Source organism: Levilactobacillus spicheri DSM 15429 (assembly GCF_001435095.1).
GTDB lineage: Bacteria > Bacillota > Bacilli > Lactobacillales > Lactobacillaceae > Levilactobacillus > Levilactobacillus spicheri.
In genome coordinates this window covers 70,156-94,647 of the sequence record NZ_AZFC01000028.1, presented here as the reverse complement: position 1 = coordinate 94,647, position 24,492 = coordinate 70,156, and the positions used below count along the sequence as shown (strand labels likewise).

Annotated in this window: 20 protein-coding genes; 13 read left to right on the top strand and 7 right to left on the bottom strand. The window is 57.6% G+C overall.

The annotated features are described in order from the left end of the window. The first annotated feature begins 209 nt into the window (after positions 1 to 209). Positions 210 to 1,268, top strand: coding sequence for a glycosyltransferase (locus FD37_RS08445; protein ID WP_045806933.1), 1,059 nt, complete (start codon positions 210 to 212; stop codon positions 1,266 to 1,268). 242 nt (positions 1,269 to 1,510) lie between these two features. Beyond that, positions 1,511 to 1,939: an Hsp20/alpha crystallin family protein gene (locus tag FD37_RS08440; protein WP_045806934.1), complete on the top strand. Its 429-nt coding sequence runs from the start codon at positions 1,511 to 1,513 to the stop codon at positions 1,937 to 1,939. Between the two features lie 64 nt (positions 1,940 to 2,003). Here the strand turns inward: FD37_RS08440 and FD37_RS08435 are convergent, their stop codons facing one another. The 3 genes from FD37_RS08435 to FD37_RS13005 all read right to left on the bottom strand — a co-directional run bounded on the left by FD37_RS08435 (position 2,004) and on the right by FD37_RS13005 (position 4,973). Further along, positions 2,004 to 3,470 carry an ATP-binding cassette domain-containing protein gene (locus tag FD37_RS08435; protein ID WP_056964776.1) on the bottom strand — a complete coding sequence of 489 codons (1,467 nt, stop codon included), beginning with the start codon at positions 3,468 to 3,470 and terminating at the stop codon, positions 2,004 to 2,006. Between the two features lie 384 nt (positions 3,471 to 3,854). After that, complete coding sequence (locus tag FD37_RS08430) at positions 3,855 to 4,703, bottom strand: aldo/keto reductase (protein WP_056964774.1); 849 nt, start codon at positions 4,701 to 4,703, stop codon at positions 3,855 to 3,857. A 111-nt stretch (positions 4,704 to 4,814) separates the two neighbouring features. Next, on the bottom strand, positions 4,815 to 4,973 hold the full coding sequence (locus tag FD37_RS13005) for a hypothetical protein (protein ID WP_170206972.1): 159 nt from the start codon (positions 4,971 to 4,973) through the stop codon (positions 4,815 to 4,817). A gap of 279 nt (positions 4,974 to 5,252) precedes the next feature. Between FD37_RS13005 and FD37_RS08425 the strand changes: the two genes are divergently transcribed. Together FD37_RS08425 and FD37_RS08420 are read left to right on the top strand one after the other, a co-directional pair. Then, the gene (locus FD37_RS08425) at positions 5,253 to 7,598 is read left to right on the top strand and encodes a cation-translocating P-type ATPase (protein WP_056964772.1); all 2,346 of its coding nucleotides are present in this window, start codon (positions 5,253 to 5,255) and stop codon (positions 7,596 to 7,598) included. A gap of 87 nt (positions 7,599 to 7,685) precedes the next feature. Then, a complete protein-coding gene (locus FD37_RS08420) occupies positions 7,686 to 8,213 on the top strand; it encodes a DUF1836 domain-containing protein (protein WP_045806938.1) in 528 nt (175 codons plus the stop codon). A 685-nt stretch (positions 8,214 to 8,898) separates the two neighbouring features. Here the strand turns inward: FD37_RS08420 and FD37_RS08415 are convergent. Then, the gene (locus tag FD37_RS08415) at positions 8,899 to 10,692 is read right to left on the bottom strand and encodes a glycerophosphoryl diester phosphodiesterase membrane domain-containing protein (protein WP_056964770.1); all 1,794 of its coding nucleotides are present in this window, start codon (positions 10,690 to 10,692) and stop codon (positions 8,899 to 8,901) included. A 336-nt stretch (positions 10,693 to 11,028) separates the two neighbouring features. On the opposite strand from FD37_RS08415, the gene adhE reads away from it, so the two are divergent. From adhE to FD37_RS08380, 7 genes are all read left to right on the top strand, one after another. Next, complete coding sequence (gene adhE / locus FD37_RS08410; protein WP_045806940.1) at positions 11,029 to 13,638, top strand: bifunctional acetaldehyde-CoA/alcohol dehydrogenase; 2,610 nt, start codon at positions 11,029 to 11,031, stop codon at positions 13,636 to 13,638. 552 nt (positions 13,639 to 14,190) lie between these two features. After that, entirely contained in the window at positions 14,191 to 14,763 is a 573-nt protein-coding gene (gene apf / locus FD37_RS08405; protein WP_056964767.1) for an aggregation-promoting factor, read from the top strand. Between the two features lie 497 nt (positions 14,764 to 15,260). Next, a complete protein-coding gene (locus FD37_RS08400) occupies positions 15,261 to 15,518 on the top strand; it encodes a hypothetical protein (protein WP_056964765.1) in 258 nt (85 codons plus the stop codon). Between the two features lie 774 nt (positions 15,519 to 16,292). Next, positions 16,293 to 16,997, top strand: a complete 705-nt coding sequence (gene apf, locus FD37_RS08395) for an aggregation-promoting factor (RefSeq protein WP_056964763.1) — start codon at positions 16,293 to 16,295, stop codon at positions 16,995 to 16,997. Positions 16,998 to 17,274: 277 nt separating this feature from the next. Next, positions 17,275 to 17,562, top strand: coding sequence for an aggregation-promoting factor C-terminal-like domain-containing protein (locus FD37_RS08390; RefSeq protein ID WP_225351216.1), 288 nt, complete (start codon positions 17,275 to 17,277; stop codon positions 17,560 to 17,562). A gap of 220 nt (positions 17,563 to 17,782) precedes the next feature. Further along, a complete protein-coding gene (locus tag FD37_RS08385; RefSeq protein WP_056964761.1) occupies positions 17,783 to 18,973 on the top strand; it encodes an acetate/propionate family kinase in 1,191 nt (396 codons plus the stop codon). Between the two features lie 151 nt (positions 18,974 to 19,124). Continuing rightward, entirely contained in the window at positions 19,125 to 19,634 is a 510-nt protein-coding gene (locus tag FD37_RS08380; RefSeq protein ID WP_056964759.1) for a hypothetical protein, read from the top strand. Between the two features lie 68 nt (positions 19,635 to 19,702). Here FD37_RS08380 and FD37_RS08375 read toward each other — a convergent pair whose 3' ends face one another. The 3 genes from FD37_RS08375 to FD37_RS08365 form a co-directional block, all read right to left on the bottom strand. After that, positions 19,703 to 19,972, bottom strand: a complete 270-nt coding sequence (locus FD37_RS08375; protein ID WP_056964757.1) for a hypothetical protein — start codon at positions 19,970 to 19,972, stop codon at positions 19,703 to 19,705. 408 nt (positions 19,973 to 20,380) lie between these two features. After that, positions 20,381 to 22,006 carry an ABC transporter permease gene (locus tag FD37_RS08370; RefSeq protein ID WP_056964755.1) on the bottom strand — a complete coding sequence of 542 codons (1,626 nt, stop codon included), beginning with the start codon at positions 22,004 to 22,006 and terminating at the stop codon, positions 20,381 to 20,383. Between the two features lie 4 nt (positions 22,007 to 22,010). Then, positions 22,011 to 22,907 (bottom strand): ABC transporter ATP-binding protein, encoded by an 897-nt coding sequence (locus FD37_RS08365; RefSeq protein WP_056964752.1) that lies wholly within the window; start codon positions 22,905 to 22,907, stop codon positions 22,011 to 22,013. 169 nt (positions 22,908 to 23,076) lie between these two features. Between FD37_RS08365 and FD37_RS08360 the strand changes: the two genes are divergently transcribed. Then, positions 23,077 to 23,727: a TetR/AcrR family transcriptional regulator gene (locus FD37_RS08360; RefSeq protein ID WP_056964750.1), complete on the top strand. Its 651-nt coding sequence runs from the start codon at positions 23,077 to 23,079 to the stop codon at positions 23,725 to 23,727. Beyond that, positions 23,717 to 24,376 (top strand): HD domain-containing protein, encoded by a 660-nt coding sequence (locus FD37_RS08355; RefSeq protein ID WP_056964748.1) that lies wholly within the window; start codon positions 23,717 to 23,719, stop codon positions 24,374 to 24,376. Before FD37_RS08360 ends, FD37_RS08355 begins: the two co-directional genes overlap by 11 nt. Positions 24,377 to 24,492: the final 116 nt, after the last annotated feature.

Genomic DNA, 24,492 nt, shown 5'->3' with positions numbered 1-24,492 from the left:
GAAGTTAATCACCTTCATTGTTATTCGACTCATGGGCTCGGTATACTGGGGGCAACCTGAGCACAAACGAACGATTCGTGCCGGTGGGAGGAGCGACTGGCCGCCGATAGGGGAAACGGGTGGGGAACGGCGCACCGTTTGGAAGCCGCCAGTCCAGGATTCCGTCGCTGGAAAACGCAGATAATCGATGGTGAAATGGAGCGTTCATGATGAAAAAGTGGATTACGGATATTTTACAAGAACAGACCCACGATGCGACCCGGCAGGCCAAGCAGGACATTGCCCGGATCGGGCATCGCATGGGCTACCGGGTCATCGACCTTTTACGGTACGATGATTCGTACGAATCGGACGAGGCGCTTGACGCCAAGATCGCCGGTATCACGACGGGGGTGGCCCACGGTGACATCCTGGTCTACCAGTACCCGTCCCTGAATAGCGGGCGGTTCGAGGACTTCTTCGTCGACCAGATGCACCGGCGCGGGGTCAAGTTCGTGTGCCTGGTTCATGACGTGGAGACCTTCCGGGACCAGCACGCCCCAAAGTGGATCAACGAGTTCGACTTCTTGAACCGTTGCGACGTGTTAATCGTCCACAACGGGCGGATGGCGCGGAAACTCCAGGCGGCCGGGGTGACCACGCCCATGGTTTGCCAGTACCTGCTGGACTACCTGGATGATAACCACGACGCCGACTGTTACTACACGCAACCGGAGGACTTCCGCCGCAGCGTGATGCTGGCCGGCAACATCGAGAAGTCCCGCTACCTGGCCGAGTGGCACTACCAAACGCCGATTACGGTCTTCGGGGAGACCGACGCGGCCCTGGCCCGGGAACTTAACGCCAATCCCAAGGTCGACTTTCGGGGGCAACGCTGGCGCTGGCAGCTGATCCAGGAACTGCCGCGGACCTTTGGCCTGGCCTGGGACGGGGACACCTCGGTCTTTCGGTACAACGACTACACCCGGTACAACCACCCGCACAAGGTCTCGATGTACCTGTCGCACGGGCTGCCGGTGATCATCTGGCGCCAGGCCGCGGTGGCCGACATCATTACCCAGAATCACCTGGGCATCGCCATCGACAGTCTAGAGGACCTCGACGGCGCCATTCAGGGTCTGAGCGACGCGGACGTGAACCTGATGATTACCAACGTCAACCGCTTCGGCGAACTGATCCGGGACGGGTGGTTCACTCGCCAGGCGCTTCAGGACGCGGAAATGAAGCTGTTGTCGCCACACTTTGAGATTCCGGCGGATTTAAAATAATAGTGGTCAAAGGAGGTGCGAGCTCGCACCTCTTTTTGATATAGTTTGACCTTTTTGACGAAATACTCGCTTTTACGCGCAACGGTGTTAAGATGATGGTCAATAGTTGTTGACACATCGGGATAAAGAGCCCTGAATTAGCACTCTAAAAATCGAGTGCTAATTATTTGCTTTTCTGACCAATGCTGACTATTATAGAAAATGTAAAGAGAAACAAAGAACTTTGAAAGGGGTTATTGAGTATGACCAACGAAATGATGAACCGGAACGATGATTTGTTTAATCCAATGAATTTCTTTAATGAAGTGGGCAACTTGGGCCGCGATTTGTTTAACGGCGCCGATAACCCAATGAAGACCGACGTGGTCGAACACGACAAGGACTACCAAGTCACGGCGGAAATGCCTGGCTTCAAGAAGGACGATATCCACGTCGACTACCGGGACGATACGCTGCGGATCTCCGGAACCTCCAACGTTGACGAATCGACCAAGGACGACCAGGGCCGCGTCTTACGGCAAGAACGTTCTAGTCAAAACGTTTCCCGGGCCTTCTACCTACCAAACATTGACCTGAAGCACGTCAACGCCAAGTACGACAACGGTATCTTAACGTTGACCCTGCCAAAGGAAACCGAAGCGGAAGATAACCACAAGATTAGCATCGACTAATCAGCTGGCATTTAAAAAAATGGCGTTGCGTCCCAGTCTGTGAGCTGGGCGCAACGCCATTTTTTTAGTGTTCAGCAGCGGGCTGCAGGGCCAACTGTTGCGAACAGGTCGCGGTCAGGAAATGCTGGTCGTGGTCGATGATGATCAACGTCGGCTGAACCGTCTGGATTAGCGTGATCAGCTGTTCGCGAGCGACGATGTCCAGGTAGTTGGTGGGCTCGTCCCAGACCACCAGTGCGTGGGGGTGGCTGAGTGTCCGCGCCAGGGCGGCCTTCTTGGCCTCGCCCATGCTCCACTGGGCAGCCGGTGCTCGTAGCCGTTCCCGCGAGACGCCCAGTTGGTGCATCAGGTTCCAGACGCGTGTCCGTTCCTGAGCGTCACCCCAATCGGCCGGCGTCAACTGGCGAATCGGGGTGCTGAAGTCCTGGGCTAAAACGGCCACGTCGGCCGGCAACTGGTTGAGGAGGTAGCCGGTGTGGGGAAGGTCGATCTGTCCCAGCAGGACCTGAATGAGGCTGGTCTTGCCACACCCGTTGGCACCCAGAATGGCTAAGCGGTCACCCTGGTGAAAGTCGAGGTCGACGGGGGAAAAGAGGGGCTGGTGGTCGCGTTGGATGGTGACTTGACGCAGGCTGATCAGGAGGCGATGGCCCTGACCGGTCTGCAGGCTGGTCGTGAGCTCCCCGGATTGGTCGACGTCTTGCAGCAGGCCCTGGCGTTTGGCGACCACGGCCTGGGTCCGGTCCTCGAAGGCCTTGGCCCGGCGCATCAGCTTGGCAGCGGACCGGCGACTCGCCGCGTCGGAGCTCTGCGCTTCGCGTTGCTCCGCCCATTGGCGTTGGACGTTGGTGCGGGTCGTCAGCCGGTGAATGTCGGCTTGCAGCTGCTGGTTTTGGGCCTTGGCCCGGTGATCACGGTGGGCTTTGTCGGCTTTCCAGGCGTCGACGGTTCCGGCGACCAGGTCGACGCTGCTGCGGTTCAGGGACATCACGTGGTCCACGAAGCTGTTCAAAAAACTCTCGTCGTGGCTGACGCAGATGAATCCCCGTTTCTGCCGAAGATAGCGACCGACCAGCTGCCGCCCGGCGATGTCCAGATGATTGGTCGGTTCGTCGATCAGGGGAAAGTCGCGGTCGTTGACGAAGCCGCGGGCGAGCAGCACCCGGGTCTGCTCACCGCCACTCAGGCTGGTGAAGGGGCGCTGGGGGTCGAGGGTGTCCAGACCGATGCGGGCCAATTCAACGCTGGCCCGCCATTCCGGAGCCCCGGTCGCGGTCAGCACCTGCATGACGGTCGCGTGGCCCTGCGGCTGGTCGCTGGGAAAGTAGGTGAAGGGCACGCTGGCGTGCACGGCGCCATGGGCCTCCAGCTGGCCCAAGAGGAGCTTGAGAAAGGTAGTCTTACCCCGCCCGTTGCGGCCGATAAGCCCCAGCTTCCAGTGGTCGTCCAGGTTGACGGACAGGTGGTCGAACAATGGGTGATCGGCACCCGGATAGGTAAAGGATAAGTTTTGTGTTTGAATGGTTCCCATAAGCGATTCTCCTTAGTGTGTCCGCAAGCGGACGCGTGGTTCAAGGAAACGCGGTGTGGGGTGGGGACGCGGGAGACCCTAAAATTGGCCAAACAAAAAGGCGCCCACTCCCAACGACCGCGGGATGGCGCCCAAAAGGAGACTGGCAATGGCGCCAGTCTGAAAAAATGGTTGGGTGAGCGATCCCTATGCAATGTCGTCAAATAACGTGGTCGTCTTCAAGGGGTTCACCTGGCTTTCGTTTCGTATTATGAGAATCATTATAATCTTTTTTTAATGATTAGCCAATCAAAAAGTCCGGCCACTGGTGACCGGACTTCGTGAAATATCATTAGCGGGACGCATTTGGTGTTAAAGACGAGGACTGACTACCAGGAACCGGATTTAATACTGTTTCCCGGTTTCGTACACGATTTCGGGTTCGTTCCCGGTCCGCTGGTTCTTGTTCAGCAGGTCGATCATGCCCATCTCGTCTTCGGCCAGTTCGAAGTCGAAAACGTCCGTGTTTTCCTGAATCCGTTCGGCGTGCGTCGACTTGGGAATCGGGACCACGCCGTGTTGCAGCTCCCAGCGCAGGATGATCTGGGCGACCGTTTTCTGGTGGTGGTGCGCCATTTTAGCGATCATCGGGTCGTCCAGCACGGCCCGCCGTCCCAGGGGACTCCAGGCCTCCGTGACGATGTCCTTCTCCCGGTCGTAGTCGACCAGGGCCTGTTGGTTCAGGTAGGGGTGGTACTCGACCTGGTTGACCACCGGCATCTCCTTGGCCTGGGTGGCCAGCAGTTCCAAGTGCGCGATGGTGTAGTTGGAGACCCCGATGGAGCGGACTTTCCCGTCGGCCTTCAGCTGTTCGAGGGCCTTCCAGGTTTCAAAGAAGTGTTCGCGGACCGGCCAGTGGATCAGCAGCAGGTCTAAGTAGTTGGTCTGGAGCCGTTTCAGGGACCCCTCGACCGCCTTGAGCGTCTGGTCGTAACCCTGGACGATCTCGGCGACCTTGCTGGTCAAAAAGAGCGCCTCGCGGGGCAGCCCGAGTTTTTGAAGCGAGGTGCCCAGCAGGTCCTCGTTGCGGTAGAGCATGGCGGTGTCGATCAGGCGGTAACCTTGGTCCCAGGCCGCTTGGATGGTGTGGTCCATGGTCTCCTGGTCGCTGATCAGGTAGGTACCGAAGCCGAGGCCGGGCATCTGGTTGCCATCGGCGAGCTTGATGGTATCGGAAAGTTGGTTCAGTGTCATAGTTTGCGTCCTCCTTGGTGGCAACGCGCCACCAATTATCTTAACGTGGGCGGCGCATGCCGCCGCACATATAGCTTTAATTTTAGGCTATCTGGGGTGAAATGACAACGCTTACCGTCGGCGGAACTGGTCGTACAGGTTCACGCTGGCTTCGAACAGCATGCCCCCGGTCATCAGCCACATGGCGAGCATGCTGTGGTTGGTCAGCATGCACCCTAGTAAAATGAGGTACAGGACAAATAAAACGATCGCGGTCGATTTGTGATTCATCAAAAAGCCTCCCTTGAAAGTTTGGGGTCACCTCAATTTAACCACTCTTCGGCCGGCCTGTTAATGGGGGTGCCCCGGTGAACCGCTCGAGCTCCGCAGATTATGACCGGCTGTGGCGGCGGGTCACACGGGGCCAGGCCACCGTCCCGTAAGCGGCCCCGACCCAAGCCCTAGCGATTCGGTTAAGATGGTCAAAATTCAGACGGATTATAGGTGTCGTCGCCGAGTTTCTTGTACAATAAGACTAAAGCGGTTACGAAGCAAAAGGAGGAACGGGCCATGGCGCAGGAACCAAATTTAACGCCGTTAGACACGGGTTTAACGGCCGCCGATGTGCACGAACGGTTGGCCCAGGGATTGCAGAACGACCCCTTACCACCGCTCACCCGGAGCGTCAAACAGATCTTTCGTGATAACTTAATGACGCTCTTTAACCTGATCAATCTGATCTTAGCGGGGCTGGTGTTGTTCACCGGCAGCTATAAAAATCTCCTCTTCATCGGGGTCGTGGTGGTCAACACCGGCATCGGGATCTTCCAGGAAATTCGCTCCAAGCGCCAGGTCGATAAGCTGGCGCTCTTATCCGAGGGGCGGTTGCCGGTGCTGCGGGATGGCGTGGTCACCGACCGCAAACAGGAGGAGTTGGTCCAAGACGACCTCTTGACGGTGGGCCGGGGCGACCAGCTGCCCGTGGACGGGCTGATTCGGGTCACGACCGGCATCGAGGTCGACGAGTCCCAGATCACCGGGGAGTCGACCCCGATTGCGAAGCAGGTCGGCGACACCGTGGTCTCCGGCAGCGTCCTGCTGGGAGGCAAGGCCACCGTCCAGGCGACCCGGGTCGGGGCCCAGAGTTTTGTGGAACAGTTGGCCCACTCGGTCAAGCGGCAACGACGCACGGCCAGCCAACTGCTGGATATCATCAATCGCATCATTAAAAGCCTGACGTTTGCCCTGATTCCCCTGGGCATCGCACTGTTCATCGCCTCGCTGGTCAAGGGACAAAGCACCAACCGGGCCATCCTGGGGACCGTGGCCGCGGTCGGCGGGATGATTCCGCAAGGCTTGGTCCTGTTGACCTCCGTGGCGTTGGCGGCCGGGGCTTTGACCCTGGGCCGCCGTCACGTCCTGGTTCGGGAGCTGCCGGCCATCGAGGCGTTGGCCCGGGCCGACGTCCTGTGCCTGGATAAGACCGGGACCATCACCAGCGGCAAACTCAAGCTGGAACGGGTCGAGGCGTTGGGCACGGTCCCGGCAGCCCAGCTCCACACGATCCTGGCCGAGCTGGTCGCGGCGACCGGCGACGACAACGAGACGGCCCAGGCCGTTCAGGCCGTGGACGGGCATCCGACCGTGACGGCCAGCGAAGCCCTGCCATTTTCGTCCGGCCGTAAATGGAGCGGCGCGCGGTTAGCCGACGGAACGGCCTACGTGATGGGCGCCCCCGAGTTTATCTTTCGACCGGTGGCCCCCGCACTGCAGGCCCGCATCAAGGAACTGGCGGCCCAGGGCTACCGGGTCCTGGTTCTGGCGCGCGTGGACCAACTGACGACGCCGCAACCCGCGGCGCCGGAAGCCCTCGGGCTGCTCCTGATCACCGACGAGCTGCGGCCCAACGCCAAGGACACTTTCGACTTCTTCACCACCCAGGACGTGGCCCTCAAGGTCATCTCCGGGGACAATCCGGTGACGGTGGCCAGCATCGCCCAACGCGCCGGCATCCCCGGTTCCCAGCAGTTGGTGGACATGAGCACGGTCGGGGAAACGCCGGACTACCGGCACCTGGTCGACACCTACAACGTCTTCGGGCGGGTGACCCCCCAGCAAAAGGAGGGGCTCATCCGGGGCTACCAGGACCTGGGGCACACCGTGGCGATGACCGGCGACGGGGTCAACGACCTGTTGGCTCTGCGGCAGGCCGACTGCAGCATCGCGATGGCCTCGGGCAGCGAGGCCACTAAGAGCCTGGCCGACTTCGTCTTGATCGACTCGAACTTCGACGCGATGGTCAACGTTTTAAACGAGGGGCGGCGGGTGATCAACAACATCGAGCGGGTCGCCTCGCTCTTCCTGATCAAGACCATGTACTCGGTGGTTCTGACGCTGATTTTCATCTTCATGAGCCGCAGCTACCCGTTCGAACCGATCCAACTGACACCGATTTCCTCATTGATGGTCGGCATTCCGACCTTCTTCCTGGCCCTGCAGCCGAACTACGCGCGGATCACCGGGCGCTTCATGAAGCAGGTGATGGAGATCGCCGCGCCGGCCGCGACCTGCGTGGTGGGCTACATCCTGGTGATCATGGCGCTGGGGACCCAGTTCCAGTTGAGCTTTGCGACGACTTCGACGCTGAGCGTGTTGATGACCGGGCTAGTCAGCTTAAACGCTTTGACCATGGTCGCCCGGCCGCTGAACCGCTTTAAGATTGCGCTGATTGGCGCGATGGCGGCGTTGTTCGCGGTGATTTTCCTGTTCTTCGGCGACCTGTTTTCGTTGGTCGACCTCCTGAACTGGAAACTGGCGCTGATCTACATCCCCCTGATGGTCAGCGTGCAGCCCGTCTTTTACCTGGTCCAGGCCGGGTTGGGCAAACGCATTTTAAGTCGCATTCACTGGCGCTAAGAAATCCTTGCAATAAGTGGTTAGCTAGTCACTGTGACTAGCTTATATGCTACAATGTGGGTAAGAAATAGAAGGGCAGGGAATGAAATGGCTGATTTTAATCAATACACACGGTGGGAACACCAGATGCACGATATCAAACTTCCTCGGTGGGACGACTTACCGAGATTTGATTTATACATGGATCAGGTCACGGCGCTGATCAACGCTGTGTTGGGACCGCTGGGCGTCGACACCATCACGCCGGCAATGATCAACAACTACGTGAAGCACAAGGTCATCTTGGCACCGACGAAGAAGAAGTACCAGACCATGCAGTTGGCGGACATCCTGATGATCAGCTTGCTCAAGCCCATGTTCCAGACGGATACGGTCCGTTCGGGAATCGACCAGATCACCGCGGGCGACTACCCCAAGCAGGCCTATGATAACTTCATCGACCGCTTGGAGGACCGCCTCCACACGTTGGGGGAGGATCAGGTTCAGCCGGCGGCCAAGGACCTGAACGAAAAATTGATGCAGGTCGCCGTGGACGCCGTGGTCTCCCGGTTACAATCCGAAAAACTCCTGACGCTGATCAAGCGCCCCCTGCGCAAGGTCGAAAAGACCAAGTAAGCTAGTTAGACGAAATTAGCGCTTTCGGGGCCGGCAAAAATCGGGCTGGAACGGGATGGGCACGACTTTGAGCTTTTCACCAAGCCCGCGAAAAGCTCGGCCTTTCTGTAATCCGGGAAATTCACCCGGATAACAGAAACGAGGCTACTGAGCCCAATTCTGACCTCCCTCCCGGCTAACGACAACGTGGCTGATGAATTAAAATTTATCCATAAACAGCGTGGCTTCGTCTGATAGTAAACGGTCGTACGCATCCTGCCAGTTGAAATCAGTAGAAGGGGTCGATGGCTACCGATAATTGAAGCCAAGGTTTCTATGATTTTAGAACGGTCGTAGTTGCCAGCCTCATTCCGTTACGGCGCGGTGATTCTGCCAGCTAAGCGTCACAGAGGCGCCTTGTTGGTCGTGGTGAAATTGATGTTGGCGGGCGTTTTGGGCCCGCCTACATCAAGGCCGAGTTCTGGAGACCTGTGGGGGTTTCACAGGGCTTCAGAATCGTGCCCACTACGACCAGCATGCGCGCCGGCGTGGAGCGACCATTAACAACCAACTTAAACTAAAAACGTGAACCACTTGTTCCCAGCATCCATAGGGAATAGGCGGTTCACGTTTTTTTAGTTGGTCCCCGCAACTGAATAGGGTCAGTGGCGGGAAATGACCGTTATCGGGTTTAATTGAAGTGGGGTTATTGCATCTGGGTTTCGAGGCTGAGTTCGTTCATGAAGGTCAGGAGCAGGCTAGCGTAGCTCGGATGGTCCGTGTTGCTCTTGATCTCCTGTTGCATCTCGTGCAGGTTGTCGGTGATGATGCCGTTGACGCCGAGGAACATCATCTGGTCCAGCAGCGTCACGTCATCGATGTCCCAGGCATAGACCCGCTGGTGGTTCTTGGCCGCCTGGTCGATGAAGTTGTCGTTCAGCGTCGTGGCCTCCATGGTGTACGCGTTGGCGTCGGTGTACGGGAAGGTCAGGTTGTACGGCAAGATGTAGCTGACGAACTGTTGCGGGTCTTGGCGCTTGAGGGCGGTCATGATCCGGTAGCTCAGGGTGTGGACCTGCTCGTGGTTGGCCAGCAACTTATCGCCGTACTGGGCGATGAACCGCTGGGGCAGGTCGGCCGTGGTCGCCTTGTTAGTCTTGATTTCGACCAATAACTTTTGGTGGTGGGCGATGGCCGCGTTGAGGTAGGCCGTGAAACTCGGGATCTTGGCTTGGTGGCCGTTTTCGGAGACCGTGATGCGGGTCAGCTGCTTGAGCGTCAGGTCACCGACCGATTGGTTCAGGTTGGCCAGGCTCTTCAGGTTGGTGTCGTGCATCACCACGAACTGGTGGTCCTTGGTCTCCTGGATGTCCATCTCGACGTAGTCCGGGTGCTCGCGACTGGTCTTGATCAGCGCCGGAATCGTGTTTTGGACTCCGTTCCCGGCGTCGACGCCCCGGTGTGAAATGGTCAGGGGTTTACTGATGGCCATACCGTTAAGGTAGACCAGGTTAAAAGTCACCAGCAGGCCGCTGATGACGACCAGTCCCAGGGTGATGATCACCCGGGTCCGGCGTTTGGTGTGGGCCGGTTCCCGGAAGTTCAGCCGCATCATCGGCGTCGGCTCGTGGTCGACGTGGCTGCTCAGGATGACCGCCATGAACAGGATGGTCGAGTAGCAGACCACGAATTCGGTGATGACTTCCATCAGCAGCAGGTTCAGTGTGGCCGCCAGCAACGCGATTTTGGTGCCGTCGAAGTAGAGCTGCCCACAGTAGATGATGAGGTAGATGGCCGCGACCACCAGGGTGACCATGGCCAGGGTCACCAGGATACGACTGAAGTACTTCCAAAACTGGTGCCGGGTGGCCCGCCAGCTTTCCTGGATGGCGATGCGGCTGTGGTACCCGTCCAGCATCATCAGCGGTAGGACCCCGATCAGGCGGATGCCCAGGTAGATGGCGCCGACGTAGAACAGCACCAGCGCGGTCGCCCACAGGGGATTGGCCATCAGGTAGCTGGTGATGAAGGCCGGAATCTTGGCCTTGTTCAGCAGGGGCGTGGTAAATAGCACGCTGCCGAACGGGAGGACGACCAGGAAGTAGCCGATAAAGAACAGGAAGGTGCTGGGCGAGGCGCCGGTCAGACTCGACACGGTCGCCCGCAGGAGTTCCCGCGTGGTCCGGGGCCGGCCCATCCGGATGTTGCGAATCCCCAGAAGCAGAAACGCGAATTGCCAGTAGACCAGCAGCACGATGGCCAGGAGAATCGCCAGCAGGCCTAGCGCGGCCAGGGGATGCTTCAGCAGGATGTTGCCCACGTTGGTGTAGGACACGTAGGGAATCCGCTGCCACTTCAACAGGGTGGCGGTTAGCCAGCCGAAGACCGGGATGGCGCAGTAACTGATGACGATATTGGTCATGAAGACCAGGGACACGTAACTGCCCCAGTGTTGCCAGAAATGGCGGGTATTTTGCCGCCAGAAAGCCCAAGCTTGCATGTGACTCACTCCTCTATCTAGTCTAAATGTATCACAAATCGTACTGGCCGGGGGTCTGGGGAACGATGAGAACGCGGGACGGCTGGCTGGACAGCTTGAAAATAGTTATGATAGTGATTTATTTCACTTTTGATTTAATGGTGATCTTGACGAGATGGCAATGTATGCGCTTACATTAATTTTGTCAACAAATGCCGTTATATCAGGGCTAATGCCGTAAATAAAACTTTTGTGATTTTTTTAACATAAAGTTCTTGACGTTTGAAAAAAGCATGGTAAGATAGAACTCGTGAATAAGTTAACAAGACATTTCCAAGGCATAATGGAGGCATAGAGATGTTAAAAGAAACGAAACCAAAATCAAACGAACCAAAAGAAGAAACGGTTGACCAAATGATCGACCGGTTAGTTGACAAGGCCCACGACGCCCTTTGCGCCATGGACGACTTTACCCAAGAACAGGTTGACCACATCGTGCACCAGATGGCGATTGCGGGTCTGGACCACCACATGGAACTGGCCAAGGCAGCGTTCGACGAGACCGGCCGGGGCGTCATGGAAGACAAAGCCGTGAAGAACATGTTCGCGACCGAAGAAATCTGGCACACCATCAAGCACGACAAGACCGTGGGCATCATCAAGGACGATAAGGAACGGGAACTGATCACGGTGGCCGAACCACTGGGTATCTTGGCCGGGGTAACGCCGGTGACCAACCCCACGTCGACCACGCTGTTCAAGTCACTGATCGCCGTGAAGACGCGGAACCCAATCATCTTCGCCTTCCACCCGCAAGCCCAGAAGTCTTCGGCCATGGCGGCCAAGGTCGTGCGCGACGCAGCCATCGCCGCTGGAGCGCCTGAAGGGGTCATCCAGTGGATCGACAAGCCGAGCATCGAGGCCACGACGGCGCTGATGAACAACGACCGGGTCGCCAGTGTCTTGGCGACCGGGGGTCCGGGCATGGTCAAGGCGGCCTACTCGACCGGGAAGCCAGCCTTAGGGGTGGGACCTGGTAACGGTCCGGCCTACATTGAAAAGACGGCCAACATCAAGCGGGCCGTGTACGACATCGTCTTATCCAAGACCTTCGATAACGGGATGGTCTGCGCGTCCGAAAACAGCGCCATCATCGACGCCGACATCTACAACGACGTGAAGAAAGAGATGGAAGCCCGCGGCGTCTTCTTCGTGAAGAAGGCCGACCACAAGGCGTTGGCCGAAGCGATGTTCCGGCCACAAGGCGGGGTCAAGGGCCCGATTGCCGGGATGTCTGCCATCAAGATCGCGGAACTCGCTGGCATCAAGGTGCCCGCAGCGACCAAGGTTTTGGCCACGGAAATCACGGGCGTGGGGCCGAAGTACCCGATGTCTCAGGAAAAGCTGTCACCGGTCATCTCCGTTTACAAGTCCAAGGGTCACGCGGAAGCCTTCAAGCTGGCCGACGAACTCCTGCACTTCGGTGGGCTGGGCCATACGGCGGCCATCCACACCATGGACGAAGACCTGGCGACGGAATACGGCATCAAGATGAAGGCCAGCCGGGTGCTGGTCAACACGCCATCCGCACTGGGGGGCATTGGGAACCTCTATAACGAAATGATTCCTTCATTAACTTTAGGGACCGGGTCATGGGGCAAGAACTCCGTTTCCCACAACGTGTCCTCCTTCGACCTGTTAAACATCAAAACGATTGCAAAGCGGCGAAATAACATGCAATGGATTAAATTACCACGCGTTTACTTCGAAAAGACGTCCGTCCGGTACCTCGACGACATGCCCGGCATCAAGCGGGTCTTCCTGGTGACCGACCCGGCCATGGTCCAATTGGGCTACGTGGACACGGTCTTGAACGAACTGAAGCGCCAACCAAACGGGATGGAATACTCCCTGTTCTCCGACGTGGAACCCGATCCAACCACGGACACGGTCAACCGCGGGGTCGCACTGATGCGGGCCTTCAAGCCCGACACCATCATCGCTTTAGGTGGGGGCTCGGCCATGGACGCCGCCAAGAACATGTGGCTGTTCTACGAAGACCCCAAGGCCAGTTTCTTCGGCGCCAAGCAGAAGTTCCTGGACATTCGGAAGCGGGCTTACAAGTTCAACAAGCCGAAGAAAGCGCAATTCATCGCTATTCCGACGACTTCCGGAACCGGTTCTGAAGTGACGCCGTTCTCCGTCATCACCGACTCCAAGACCCACGTGAAGTACCCGCTGGCCGACTACGCGTTGACGCCGGACGTGGCCATCGTGGACTCCCAGTTTATCGAAACGGTGCCGAAGAAGACCGTCGCCTACTCCGGACTGGACGTGCTGACCCACGCCATCGAATCTTACGTCTCCGTCATGGCGTCCGACTACACGCGGCCATGGTCCTTACAGGCCATCAAGCTGGTCATGGACAACCTGACGAACTCATACAACGGCGACATCACCGCCCGGCAAGAGATGCACAACGCCTCGACGCTGGCCGGGATGGCCTTCGCCAACGCCTTCTTAGGGGTCGACCACTCCATCGCCCACAAGTTGGGTGGGGAATTCGGCTTACCACACGGTTTGGCGATTGCCATCACCTTGCCGCACGTGATCCGGTACAACTTCAAGGAACCGACGAAGCTGTCCATGTGGCCGAAGTACGAGTACTTCCGGGCTGACGAGGATTACGCCCAAATCGCGCGGTACCTGGGGCTGCCGGGGACCACGAAGGAAGAACTCAAGGAAGCGCTGGTCAAGAAGATCATCGACCTGGCGCACTCCGTGGGGGTTACGCTGAGCTTGAAGGCCAACGGGGTGGACAAGGCCCACTTCGACAAGGCCGTCGACCACTTGGCAGAACTGGCCTTCGAGGACCAATGCACGACCGCGAACCCGAAGGAACCCCTGGTTTCCGAATTGAAACAGATCATGATTGATGAATACGACGGCAAGGGTGTCGAAAAGTAACCCGGTTTGCCGACTGAAGAGCCTGGGACAAAAGTCTCAGGCTCTTTTCTAGTGTCTCCGAATATTTGGTGTCGAAACGTGCGCCCAAAGGCAGCTGGTTCCGCTTAACCCCGTAAGCCAAACAATCCAAGTTCAGGATTGTCCGTCTTACGACGTTAATGCTCACCAGCTAACCGCCTTTTGTCCCACTCTCTTTTTTATAAAAAAAATAGTCGTGAAGCTGAACGGTTTAATCCATATTCAGAAAAACGGTCGGCAATTTTGGCCGTTTGGTGGCAAAATCGGGCGGTTTTTCATGGAATTTTCATTTAAAGATGACAAATTTTACAAAAAAATGGCCGATTGTCACGGGCAAAACCGGGTAAAGATTCCGTAAAAGGGGCTAAAATGGTCCGATAAAAGCGGTTTATGTGACAGCGCCGTTACAAATATGACGAATTGTCATACTTTAAAGGTTTTCTTAACCCTGGCGTAACATCCTCCCAACTTTCGTGTAACATTCGTTGGTTATTCTGAGACCCGTTAAGCAATCGAAGGAGGATGTTCATTTTTATGAGTTTCAGAAAAGCTTTAGTCATGACGCTGGGCGCAGTTGCTGTCGCCGGCGCCGGTCTGTTCACTTCCAGTGAATCGGCCAACGCGGACACGCGGGTAACGGTCAAGCAGGGGGATTCTGTTTGGTCATTAGCCAAGAAGTACGATTCATCCGTTAAAGCCATCGAATCGGCGAACAAGTTAGCCAACAGTTCGTTGATCTTCGTCGGCCAAAACTTGGCGGTTCCAACCAAGACGGCCACGACCTCAGCGGCGAAGGTGGCGCATAAGCACTACCACCACACGGCAACGACCAGTCAGCCGGCGGCCAAGCAAACGACGACCAGTGCTGACACGGCAGTTTCCGGCTCCGAAGCCAGTGCCAAGTCCTGGATTGCCTACCACGAATCACGGGGCTCTTACACCGTGACGAACGGTCAATACATCGGTAAGTATCAGTTGAGCGCTTCCTACTTAAATGGGGACTACTCAGCCGCCAACCAGGAAAAGGTGGCCAACCAATACGTGGCTGACCGCTACGGTTCTTGGACCAAGGCCCAAGCCTTCTGGCAGGCCCACGGCTGGTACTAAACCAACCATAAACGTTTAAAGTTGAGAAGCCGTTCGGGTGCAGGTCCGAACGGCTTTTTGAGTTGGGATGCCAAACGAAACTGGTAATATGGCGGAAACTGGCGCAACGGGGCGCTGGCTCCATTTTTCCGTAGTGGACACGATTCCGAAACCTCGCAAAGGTCGCGAGTTTCCGGAAGCCGGTTTGATTGTAAGCAAGCTAAAGACGCTCGCTAACAATCATTTCACTACGGAAAAAAACGCCAGCGGCCCGTTGCGGGATGGAGAAGGTCCCTGACGGTGGCGGGTGTCTGGTAAATTGCCGATAGTCCGTTTGGTAATGACATCACCAGCAGCAACGAAGTCTCCCTTGTTTTGACGATACCCTGGTTATCGGCTATATTTTTAGATAGATAACGCGTCTTGCTAGTTGATCAGAAAGCAATGGTGGCCTTGACTGGTTGTTCTGCCAACTTTAACGAGCACTGCGCGGATAGATAGGAAAAGAGGCGTCCGTGATGGCAATGTTTATATTTGGGATTAGCATGCTGGTCCTGGTGGGACTCGACGGGGGGCTTCGGCCGTGGCTGGCGCGGCGCTGGCCGTCCCGGGTGGCCCGGATCGTGCGGTGGATGGACTTCGGGGTCATTCTGGTATCATCATTGGTCTTGCCACTGACGTTAGGCTGGACCTACAACGCCTTCTGGTGGCAGCTGGGCTACGTCCTCCTGTTCGGCGAAACCTGGATGCGGCTGACCGAGCACTCCTCCCACTAGCGCGCTACGGGCCAGCTTGCTGGTCGCGTCAGGGTTAGTTGCCACGTAAGGCGATGGGTTTCTACATATAGGTAAGGATACGATGGCAGCTGGCGCTTGCTTCCGCTCAGAGGGGCTGGTCACGACTGCGGGTATGACTTCAAGTCAAATAAAGGTTACTGTGTTTTGAAGCGCAGCTTTGTGGTCAACCAACTGAAAAACACTGATCAACCATCATTTCGTGGATTGGGTCCATTTGAGCTTTAGCAATTTGATAACCAACATTCGGCCTTAGTTTCACTGTAGCAGAGTGGGGGTCGTGAAGAGCGAAGATTGATACATCTCAATGTCCAGTTCCGTCAATCTAAGCTGGAGGGGGTGTCAAAAATGGGCTCAGGGGTGAAGTTTACCTTAGTCGGCGTTTTGGGCCGGCTTAGGTAAAGGTCGGTATTTGAGACCTGGGCTTTGGGCTCAAATCCGTGCCCACCCCGTTCCAGCCCGATTTTTGATGCCCCCGGAAGCGCTGAATCGGTGAGATAGTATTTGAGAGTAAGCGACGTGACCGTCATGGTGGCGTCGTTTTTGTCATATAAGGAGCGGAAAAAGCCGCGATGGCGGGGTTAGATTGCACGGGTGTTAAGCACGTTACGGCTTGTCACATAACCCGGTTTTTCTTAATCAGCCTGTCACCTAAGCTCAATTGGCGTGTAACGTCCCCACGGTATAGTAGTCATCGTTAAGTAATCGCGTCACAGACAAAAGATTCACCAACCAATGAGGAGGACATTTCACTTTATGAATTTCAAAAAAGCTTTAGTTTCGACCTTAGGAACCGCCGCCGTTTTAGGTGCCGGGATCTTCGCAGGAACCACTTCCGCTAACGCCGACGTCCGGGTAACGGTGCAATCGGGAGACACGGTTTCCAAAATCGCTAACCAATACAACTCGTCTGTTTCGGCCATTGAATCGGCCAACAGCTTGAAGAACGTGAACCTGATCTACGTGGGCGAATCCCTGGTCATCCCAAGTTCTGCTGCGACGAGCACCACGAGTGCCCAATCGACACAGGCAAGCCAGACCACGCAATCGGCAACGCCAAGCACGACCAGCAACACCGGTGCCACCACGCAAGCTACCACGCAAACGCAGGGCACTACCAGCAACAACTACAGCAACACCAACAACTACAGCACTACCAGCAACTCCAGCAACACGACTAGCGCCACTACGGGGACCACGAGCTCGGCTTCGACCAGCAGCTCATCGACGACCAGCAGTTCCGATGCCAGCGCTAAGGCCTGGATCGCGAACAAGGAATCCGGTGGTTCATACTCCGCTCGGAACGGTCAATACATTGGGAAGTACCAACTGAGCGCCTCTTACCTGAACGGGGATTACTCCGCCGCTAACCAGGAAAAGGTCGCCAACCAATACGTGGCTTCCCGGTACGGTTCTTGGGCCAAGGCGCAAGCCTTCTGGCAAGCTAACGGCTGGTACTAAACCAGCGCTGATCCGGTTGTTAAATCGCTGAACTTTAAAACGTCGCGCAAGGTGCGGCGTTTTTTGGCGTGGGCGGAAACGGCCACCTGGCGGGAATTACGCCCCATTCGGCAAAAAGTGGGGTGGGTTGTTACCGTTTCGTAACATTCTATCAATCGCCCTGTAACTTGGACGGGTTATGCTGGACGTATTCAATCACTAGGAGGTTATTCCCATCAAAGTTAAAAATTTATTCTTAGCCATTTTAACCGTTGTGGCCTTAGCTCTTCCTAGCGTCATGGCGGTCAAACCGGTCACGGCGGAAGCCAAGACTACGACCGTGTACGTCTGCAAGCTCTCCAAGAGCCAGCGGGCCGCCAAAGCCTGGATCGCTCAACGCGAGTCCGGCGGTAACTACCGCGCCCGCAACGGCATCTACTACGGCAAGTACCAGCTGACCATCTCCATGCTTCACGGGGACTACAGCAAGGCCAACCAAGAGAAGACGGCAGACCGGTACACCCACAGCCGCTACGGGACCTGGACCAAGGCCAAGCGCCACTGGTTGTCCCACGGGTGGTATTAATTCAATAATCTAAACGTGTCTGGGAGGTGCTTCCCAGACTTTTTTGTGCGCTCAATAGCGGTTAGTACCAGGTACGTTGGCAGGTTTCACGGTTCCAATGGGGTAAAGCCGGGCTAAAGTTGAAAATTTCATGAGAAAAGGCCAACTCTTCTTGAAAGCGGATACATTATTCTTTACACTAGGAGATAACCGACAAACATAGGATTGGGAGGAGAAGCACATGACCAAGATATTAGCTGTTAACGCTGGGAGTTCGACCCTGAAATGGAAGCTGTTTTCCATGCCTGAGGAGACCGTCATCGCCTCGGGGCTGGTCGACCGGTTGAACCTGCCCGGCTCCATTTTTAAAGTCAAACTGGCCGACGGGACCAAGCACGAGGAGACGCAGGACAACATCACCAACAAGTTGGCCGCCGCCATGGTACTGACGCGCCTCAAGAGCTACGGTATCCTCAAGCACCTGAGTGAAATCTCCGGGGTGGGTCACCGCATCGTAGCCGGGGGCGAGATTTTCAAGGATTCCGCTGTCATCACGCCGCTGGTCCTGAAGCAGATCAAGGCGCTGAAGGACTACGCGCCGCTGCACAATCCGGTGCAAGCCTACTACATCGAGGTCTTCGAACAGCTCCTCCCGGACGCCCAGGAAGTCGCCGTCTTCGACACCTCGCTGTACGCGCAGATGCCCGAGATGAACTACCTGTACGGGATTCCTTACGAGTACTACGAAAACTTTGGCGCCCGGAAGTACGGGGCTCACGGGACCAGTCACCGCTACGTGGCACACCGCACGGCCGAGATTTTGGGTAAGCCGCTCGACCAGCTCAAGCTGATTACGTTGCACCTGGGGTCCGGCTCGTCCGTGACCGCCTTTAAGGACGGCCACGCGCTGGACACCTCGATGGGCTTCACGCCGCTGGCCGGGGTCATGATGGGCACCCGTTCCGGGGACATCGACCCGTCGCTGGTGGCCTACCTGGCCGAGAAGCTGGACGTGAAGATGGACAAGATGATCGACATCTTGAACCACAAGTCCGGTTTGCTGGGCGTTTCCGGCCTGTCACCCGACCAACGGGACCTGGAACAGACGCAAGACGAGCGGCCGCAGTCGAAGCTGGCCCTCGACATGTTCGTGAACCGGGTCGTTCAGTACGTCGGCAGCTACACCGCCGAACTGGGTGGCCTGGACGCCGTGGTCTTCACCGCGGGCTCCGGGGAAAACGGAATTGCGATGCGTCAGGCAATCGCCGATAAGTTGGGCTACCTGGGCATCGCCATCGACCCGGCCAAGAACGACTTCCGGGGCGAGGAACACATCGTGAGTCCGGACGACAACCGGGTCAAGGTCCTGGTCGTGCCGACCGACGAAGAGCTGATGATTGTCCGCGACGTGATGCGGTTAAGCGCGCATTAAGGTTCGGTGACGGAAGATGTCAAACCCGTCACAAATATGACGATTTGAGATAAAGAACGACTTTCTTTAATGGAGGCGTCATCGACCGTTAACCGGTCTGTGACCTGGCAGCGGTAAGCTGGTCCCAATCAATAAGGAGGTCGTTTTTTTTATGACAATCAAACAAACCCTGGTGTCGACCCTTGGATTAGCAACGGTGCTCGCGGGACTCGGTGTCTCGACCGTGACGGCGAATGCGGCCACGGGGGCGCCTACGACCGCGGGGGCGCCGCGCGTGACGCAAACGGCACCGACCGCCTTTAGCCAGTCTGGGATTGCCCATCGTGGCAGCACCACGACCACCGCTACGACCAGCAGTGCCACAACCAGCACCTCCAGTACGACCAGCAAGGCCACGGGAGCCACGATTACCGAGGCTCAATTTGAGAGCCAGGGGGTCGTATACCTGAACGGCAACAAGTGGACCTACTACTCCGGGAGCCAAACCGCTGATGGGACCACCATCAGTTCGAACGGGTTAGACCCGAACGGTTACCGGGTCGTGGCGGCGCCGTCGAGTGTGCCGTTCGGGACCAAGATCATGACGCCGCTGGGCATGGGGGTCGTGCATGACCGCGGGACGGCCATCACCGGCAACCATTACGACGTGGTGATTCAGTAAATTTTAAACAAGACAGTCAAAAGCTGTCACCTTCGATCATGCGCGAAGGTGACAGCTTTTTTAGCTGGTCAGTCATCAGTTAGTTCATTCTCTAATGGGGTAAAGCTTTGATCGATGCGCTCAACGTCAGCGTTTAGTTTTTCGCCAGGCTGGAGCTGGGTGCCAAGGTCGGCGTACAAGTTGTTTTTTACCCGTGGAACCAACAAGAGTGCACCATTTTCTTTGGGAATCAGCAAGTATTCGTCAGCAAGGTTGGCTTCAGACGAACTTTCACGATGAATCCAATCGAGTTGTAGTGTGTTTCCTTTGCGATGAGCGCGTCCTTTAACCGTGTCCATGATTGGACCACCTCTCTAATAGTATGTTTCGTGTAGACATTGTAGCAGAAATCGGGGAAATCTTTATGATTTTAGAACGTAGGCTGATCGGCGAATAGCAAAAAGGCCTAACGTAAGGAGCGTTGGGCCTTTGGGGTTCACTAAATGAAATGATGATTTGAATGGGGGATGGCTGGCCATCCCGTTTGGTGGCAATATTCATACAATGTCAGCGGAACAGAGGCGACTTGATGGTCGTGGTGAAATTGATGTTGGTCGGGGTTCTTTCCCGACCTACATCAAGGCCGAGTTCTGGAGACCTGTGCGGTTTTCACAGGGCTTCAGAATCGTGCCCACCACGACCATCTTGCTCGCCGGCGTGAAGCGATGGCTACCGCTTGGTGTTAGTGGTATCGTTGCTTTTTTAACTTAACGCAATTGCAAGTCCCGCCGCGTGTAACGCCACCAGCCCAGCAGCGCCAGGACCGCGGCGAGGGCCAGGAGTCCGGTAAAGGTCGGCCAATCCACGGCGTGTTCCGGCACGGACTTGATCCAGCCGAACGGCGTCAGCTGCTTGGCCCAGTGCGGCAGGTGCAGCAGGTTGCCCATGTACTGGCTGAGAAAGCCGTACGCTAGGTACAGCCACACCGCGACCCGGCCGCGGGGCCACCAGCCGACCAGTAGGATCCCGAGGGCCACGAAGAGCCAGATCACGGGGAGCTGGCCCCAGAAGCCCTGCCAGAACTCAAAGGCGGTGATGCCGTCCTTGGCGTGGGTCAGGCTGGCGTTGCCCGTGAGGACCAGACCCGCCCAGCCGCCGAGAAACAGCGTGGTACTGGTGAGAAGTCCCAAGCCGCTGTAGGTCAGCAGCAGGCGCGTGCGGCTCACGGGCCGGGCGTAGAGGCTTTCCAGCCAGCCGCTGGTTTCGTCGGTGTAGAGTTTTAATACCAGTTGAAGCCCCGGGATCACGGCGATGGCCGCCAGGACCACGGTCAGCAGCGAGGAGAAGCCGACCAGCAGGTGGTGGTTGGCCGCGTGGACCATGGCCCCGCCGAAGACCTGCTGCATGGTCGGGTTGGTCTTGAGGATGTCGCCGATCGTGTTAAAGACGGTCCCGTAGGCCGCCCCCAAAACGATGACGCCCACCAGCCATCCCAGTAGGATGGTGCGCTGGCGCCGCCACAGCAGGGAGAGCGGGCCCCGCAACCAGGCACTGGCGGTCCGACGGCCGGGCCGCGTCGCAATTGCCCCGGCGCCAATGTCGCGGCGTTGGGCGATCAGCAGGGCGACTGCGGCCAGGACCAGGCCGGTCAGGAGCATCAGGAGCAGTGGCCGCCAATTGGGTGTCTGATAGGGTGTTAACTTTTCGATCCAGCCCAGCGGCGACCACCAGGTCAATCGGGGCCGTTGCACGTCGGTGATCATCCGGACCAGGTAGCTGAGGCCGAAGAGAGCGTAGGCCATGCCGGTCGCGCTGGCGGCGTGGTCGGCCAGTTGGCTGGTGACCAATCCCAGCATGCCGAACAGCCAGCCGGTCGCGGCGAGTCCCAGCCCAATCAGCCAGTTACCGGAAACGGTGGCGCCGGGCATGCTCGCCAGGTCAAGGCCCACGGCGTACAGGATGCCCAGCCCGAAGTTGACCAGGGTCAGCTCGTTGATGGCCGCCGTCAGGGGCGCCAGGGGGCCGACCGCGTGGGCGCGGACCAATTCGGTCAGCCCGCGGTCCTCCTCGTCCCGGGTGGCGTGGACGCTGAGCGCCAGGTTCATGATGACCTGCATCAGGGCCATGAAGACCAGCATCTCGTTGGCGAAGACCTCGGCGGTGGTCACGGTCCCGGTGAAGGTAAAGGCGCCGAACATGGCCACGATGGCCGGGCTCTTGAGGGTCCCGACGATGGCGTTGATTTCTTGGGGTGTGCCGTAGATGTCGACGAATTTGACGGCGACGGCACTCATCAGGCCGGCTAGGACCACCACCCAGATCAGGAGGCGGAAGCGGTCGCGTTTAAACCCGATGCGGGTCAGCAGAGCGGCCCGGGTCATTTTTCCAACCATGTGATCACTCCTTTCCGGCACCGTAATAGTGCATGAAGAGGTCCTCCAGGGTCGGCGGGGTGCTCTGCAACGCCACGATGCCGTGGGCCGTCAGGGTGGCCATGACGCTGGCCAGCTGCTGGGCCTCGACGGCGAACTGGTACTCGTGGGGGTGGCGCCCCGGTTGAAAGCTGTGCACGCCGGGCAGGTCGGCCGCCGCGAGTGGTTGCTCCGTGGTGACGGTGATCTCGGTTCGGGTCAGGTGGCGCATCTCGGCCAGGCTCCCTGTCTCGATGATGGTGCCCTCGCGGATGATGGCGATGCGGTCACACATGCGCTCGACCTCCGAGAGGATGTGGCTCGACAGCAGCACGGCCTTGCCCTGCTGCTTCAGGTGCAGGACGGCCTCCTGGAAGAGCCGTTCGTTCAGGGGGTCCAGGCCGGACGTGGGCTCGTCGAAGATGTAGAAGTCGGCGTCCTGGGAGAAGGCCGCGATCAGCGCGACCTTTTGCCGGTTCCCCTTGGAGTAGGTCCGGGCCTTCTTGGTCGGGTCGAGGCCGAAGCGCTTGATCAGCTCGTCGGTGTGCGCCGTGTGAGCCGTGCCGTTGAGCTTCAGCAGCAGGTCGATGGTCTCGCCCCCAGTCAGGTTGGGCCAGAGGTAAACGTCGCCGGGAACGTAGGCCAGCCGTTGGTGGATGGCGACGTTGTCTCGCCAGACGTCCTGGCCGAAGATGGTCGCGTGGCCACCGGTGGCGCGGATCAGGCCTAACAGGGTCCGAATCGTGGTCGACTTGCCGGCGCCGTTGGGTCCGATGAAGCCGAAGACCTCGCCGGAATTGACGGTGAAGGTGATGTCTTTGAGGGCCTGGAAACGGCCGAAGTGCTTTTGTAAGTGGTGAATCTCGAGTACGGGTTGTGTCATGGGAACTCCCTCCTATCAGCCTCTAAATCGCTATCATCGTAAGCCCCCGGTCGGGGAAAGTCAACAAAAACTGAACTATTTTTTTAAAATAGTTCACTAAATTTCATCGGGCGGATATGGTAAAATAAACAGGAGTTCTGGTGAAAATTGGCAGGAGGGTGACGGCAAAATGGCAACCAATCAACAACGCAAGCAGCACCAACGACAGCACATTCTGCAAGTGGCCCAGCAATTGTTTACCCGCGACGGGTTCAAGGCCACGCACATCGCCACGATTGCGGCCGCGGCCGACGTGTCGCAGGTCACGCTCTATAAATACTTTGATAGTAAGCTGATTCTGGGCCACCAGGTGGTCCTGGCCATGGTGACCCAGGGCTACGACGACTTTCAGGTCTACGTCGATGATCCGGACCTGTCCTACCAGGAAATCGTGCAGAAGATGCTGCTGGGGAGCCAGCAGATCACCGACGACCTGCATCCGGACTTCTACCGGTTCATCGTCGACGACATGCAGGGCAAGCACGGGACCGACGAGACCATGGTGACCTACCAGGCCCGCAAGCACCACTTCTGGGGCGCGGTCATCCAGCGGGGCCGCCAGGCGGGGATGATCACGGACCGGCTGTCCGACGACGCGCTGATGATGTACCTCGACATGTTCGTGACCTACGTCAGCTCGCCCGCCGGCCAACAGATGATCGACGTAACCAGTGACGACACCCATTTTCAGGCCATGACCGAGCAGCTCAATCACCTGTTTTTCTACGGCTTCATCGGGGTGCCACCAACGACGAAAGAGGAGACGGCACATGACAACTGAAGCAAGATTAACGGCGGTGCACGACTTCGCCCGCGGTAAGATGCGCGACGACGAGACGGGGCACGGCTTCGACCATATCCAACGGGTGGTGCGCTTGGCCGACCACCTTTTAACGGCGTACCCGCAGGCCGACCGCCTGTTGACGCTGACGGCGGCCTACCTGCACGACGTGATCGATGAAAAGCTGGTCGCGGATACGCAGGCGGCCAGTGACGAGGTCCGGCAGTTCTTGACGGCCCAGGCCTTCACCGCCGACCAGCAGGACACGATTTTCCTAATTATGGACAACATGTCCTTCCACAAGACCCTGGACGGCACGGCCAAGCCCTTGCCGCTAGAGGGCCAGCTGGTCCAGGACGCCGACCGGCTCGACGCGATTGGCGCCATCGGCATCGCCCGGGCCATTTACTTTGGCGGGCACTTCGGGGAGAGGATCTACGACCCCGCGGTGGCGCCCCGGACCAAGATGACCCACGCGGATTACCGCGATTTGGGCCACGAGACCATTATCAACCACTTCTACGAGAAGCTGCTGACCCTCAAGGACCTGATGAACACGGACGCGGCCAAGGCCTTGGCCGAGCACCGGCAACGGGTCATGCAGGACTTCTTGGCCGAGTTCAAGGACGAATGGCAGGCGAAGAAGTAAGGATGGTCGTTGATGGGCGCTTCACGCCGGCGAGCCAGCTGATCAAGGTGGGCACGACTCTGAAGCTTCGCCAAAACCGCGAATCTCCAGAGCTCACATCGTTAAGACATTAGTTG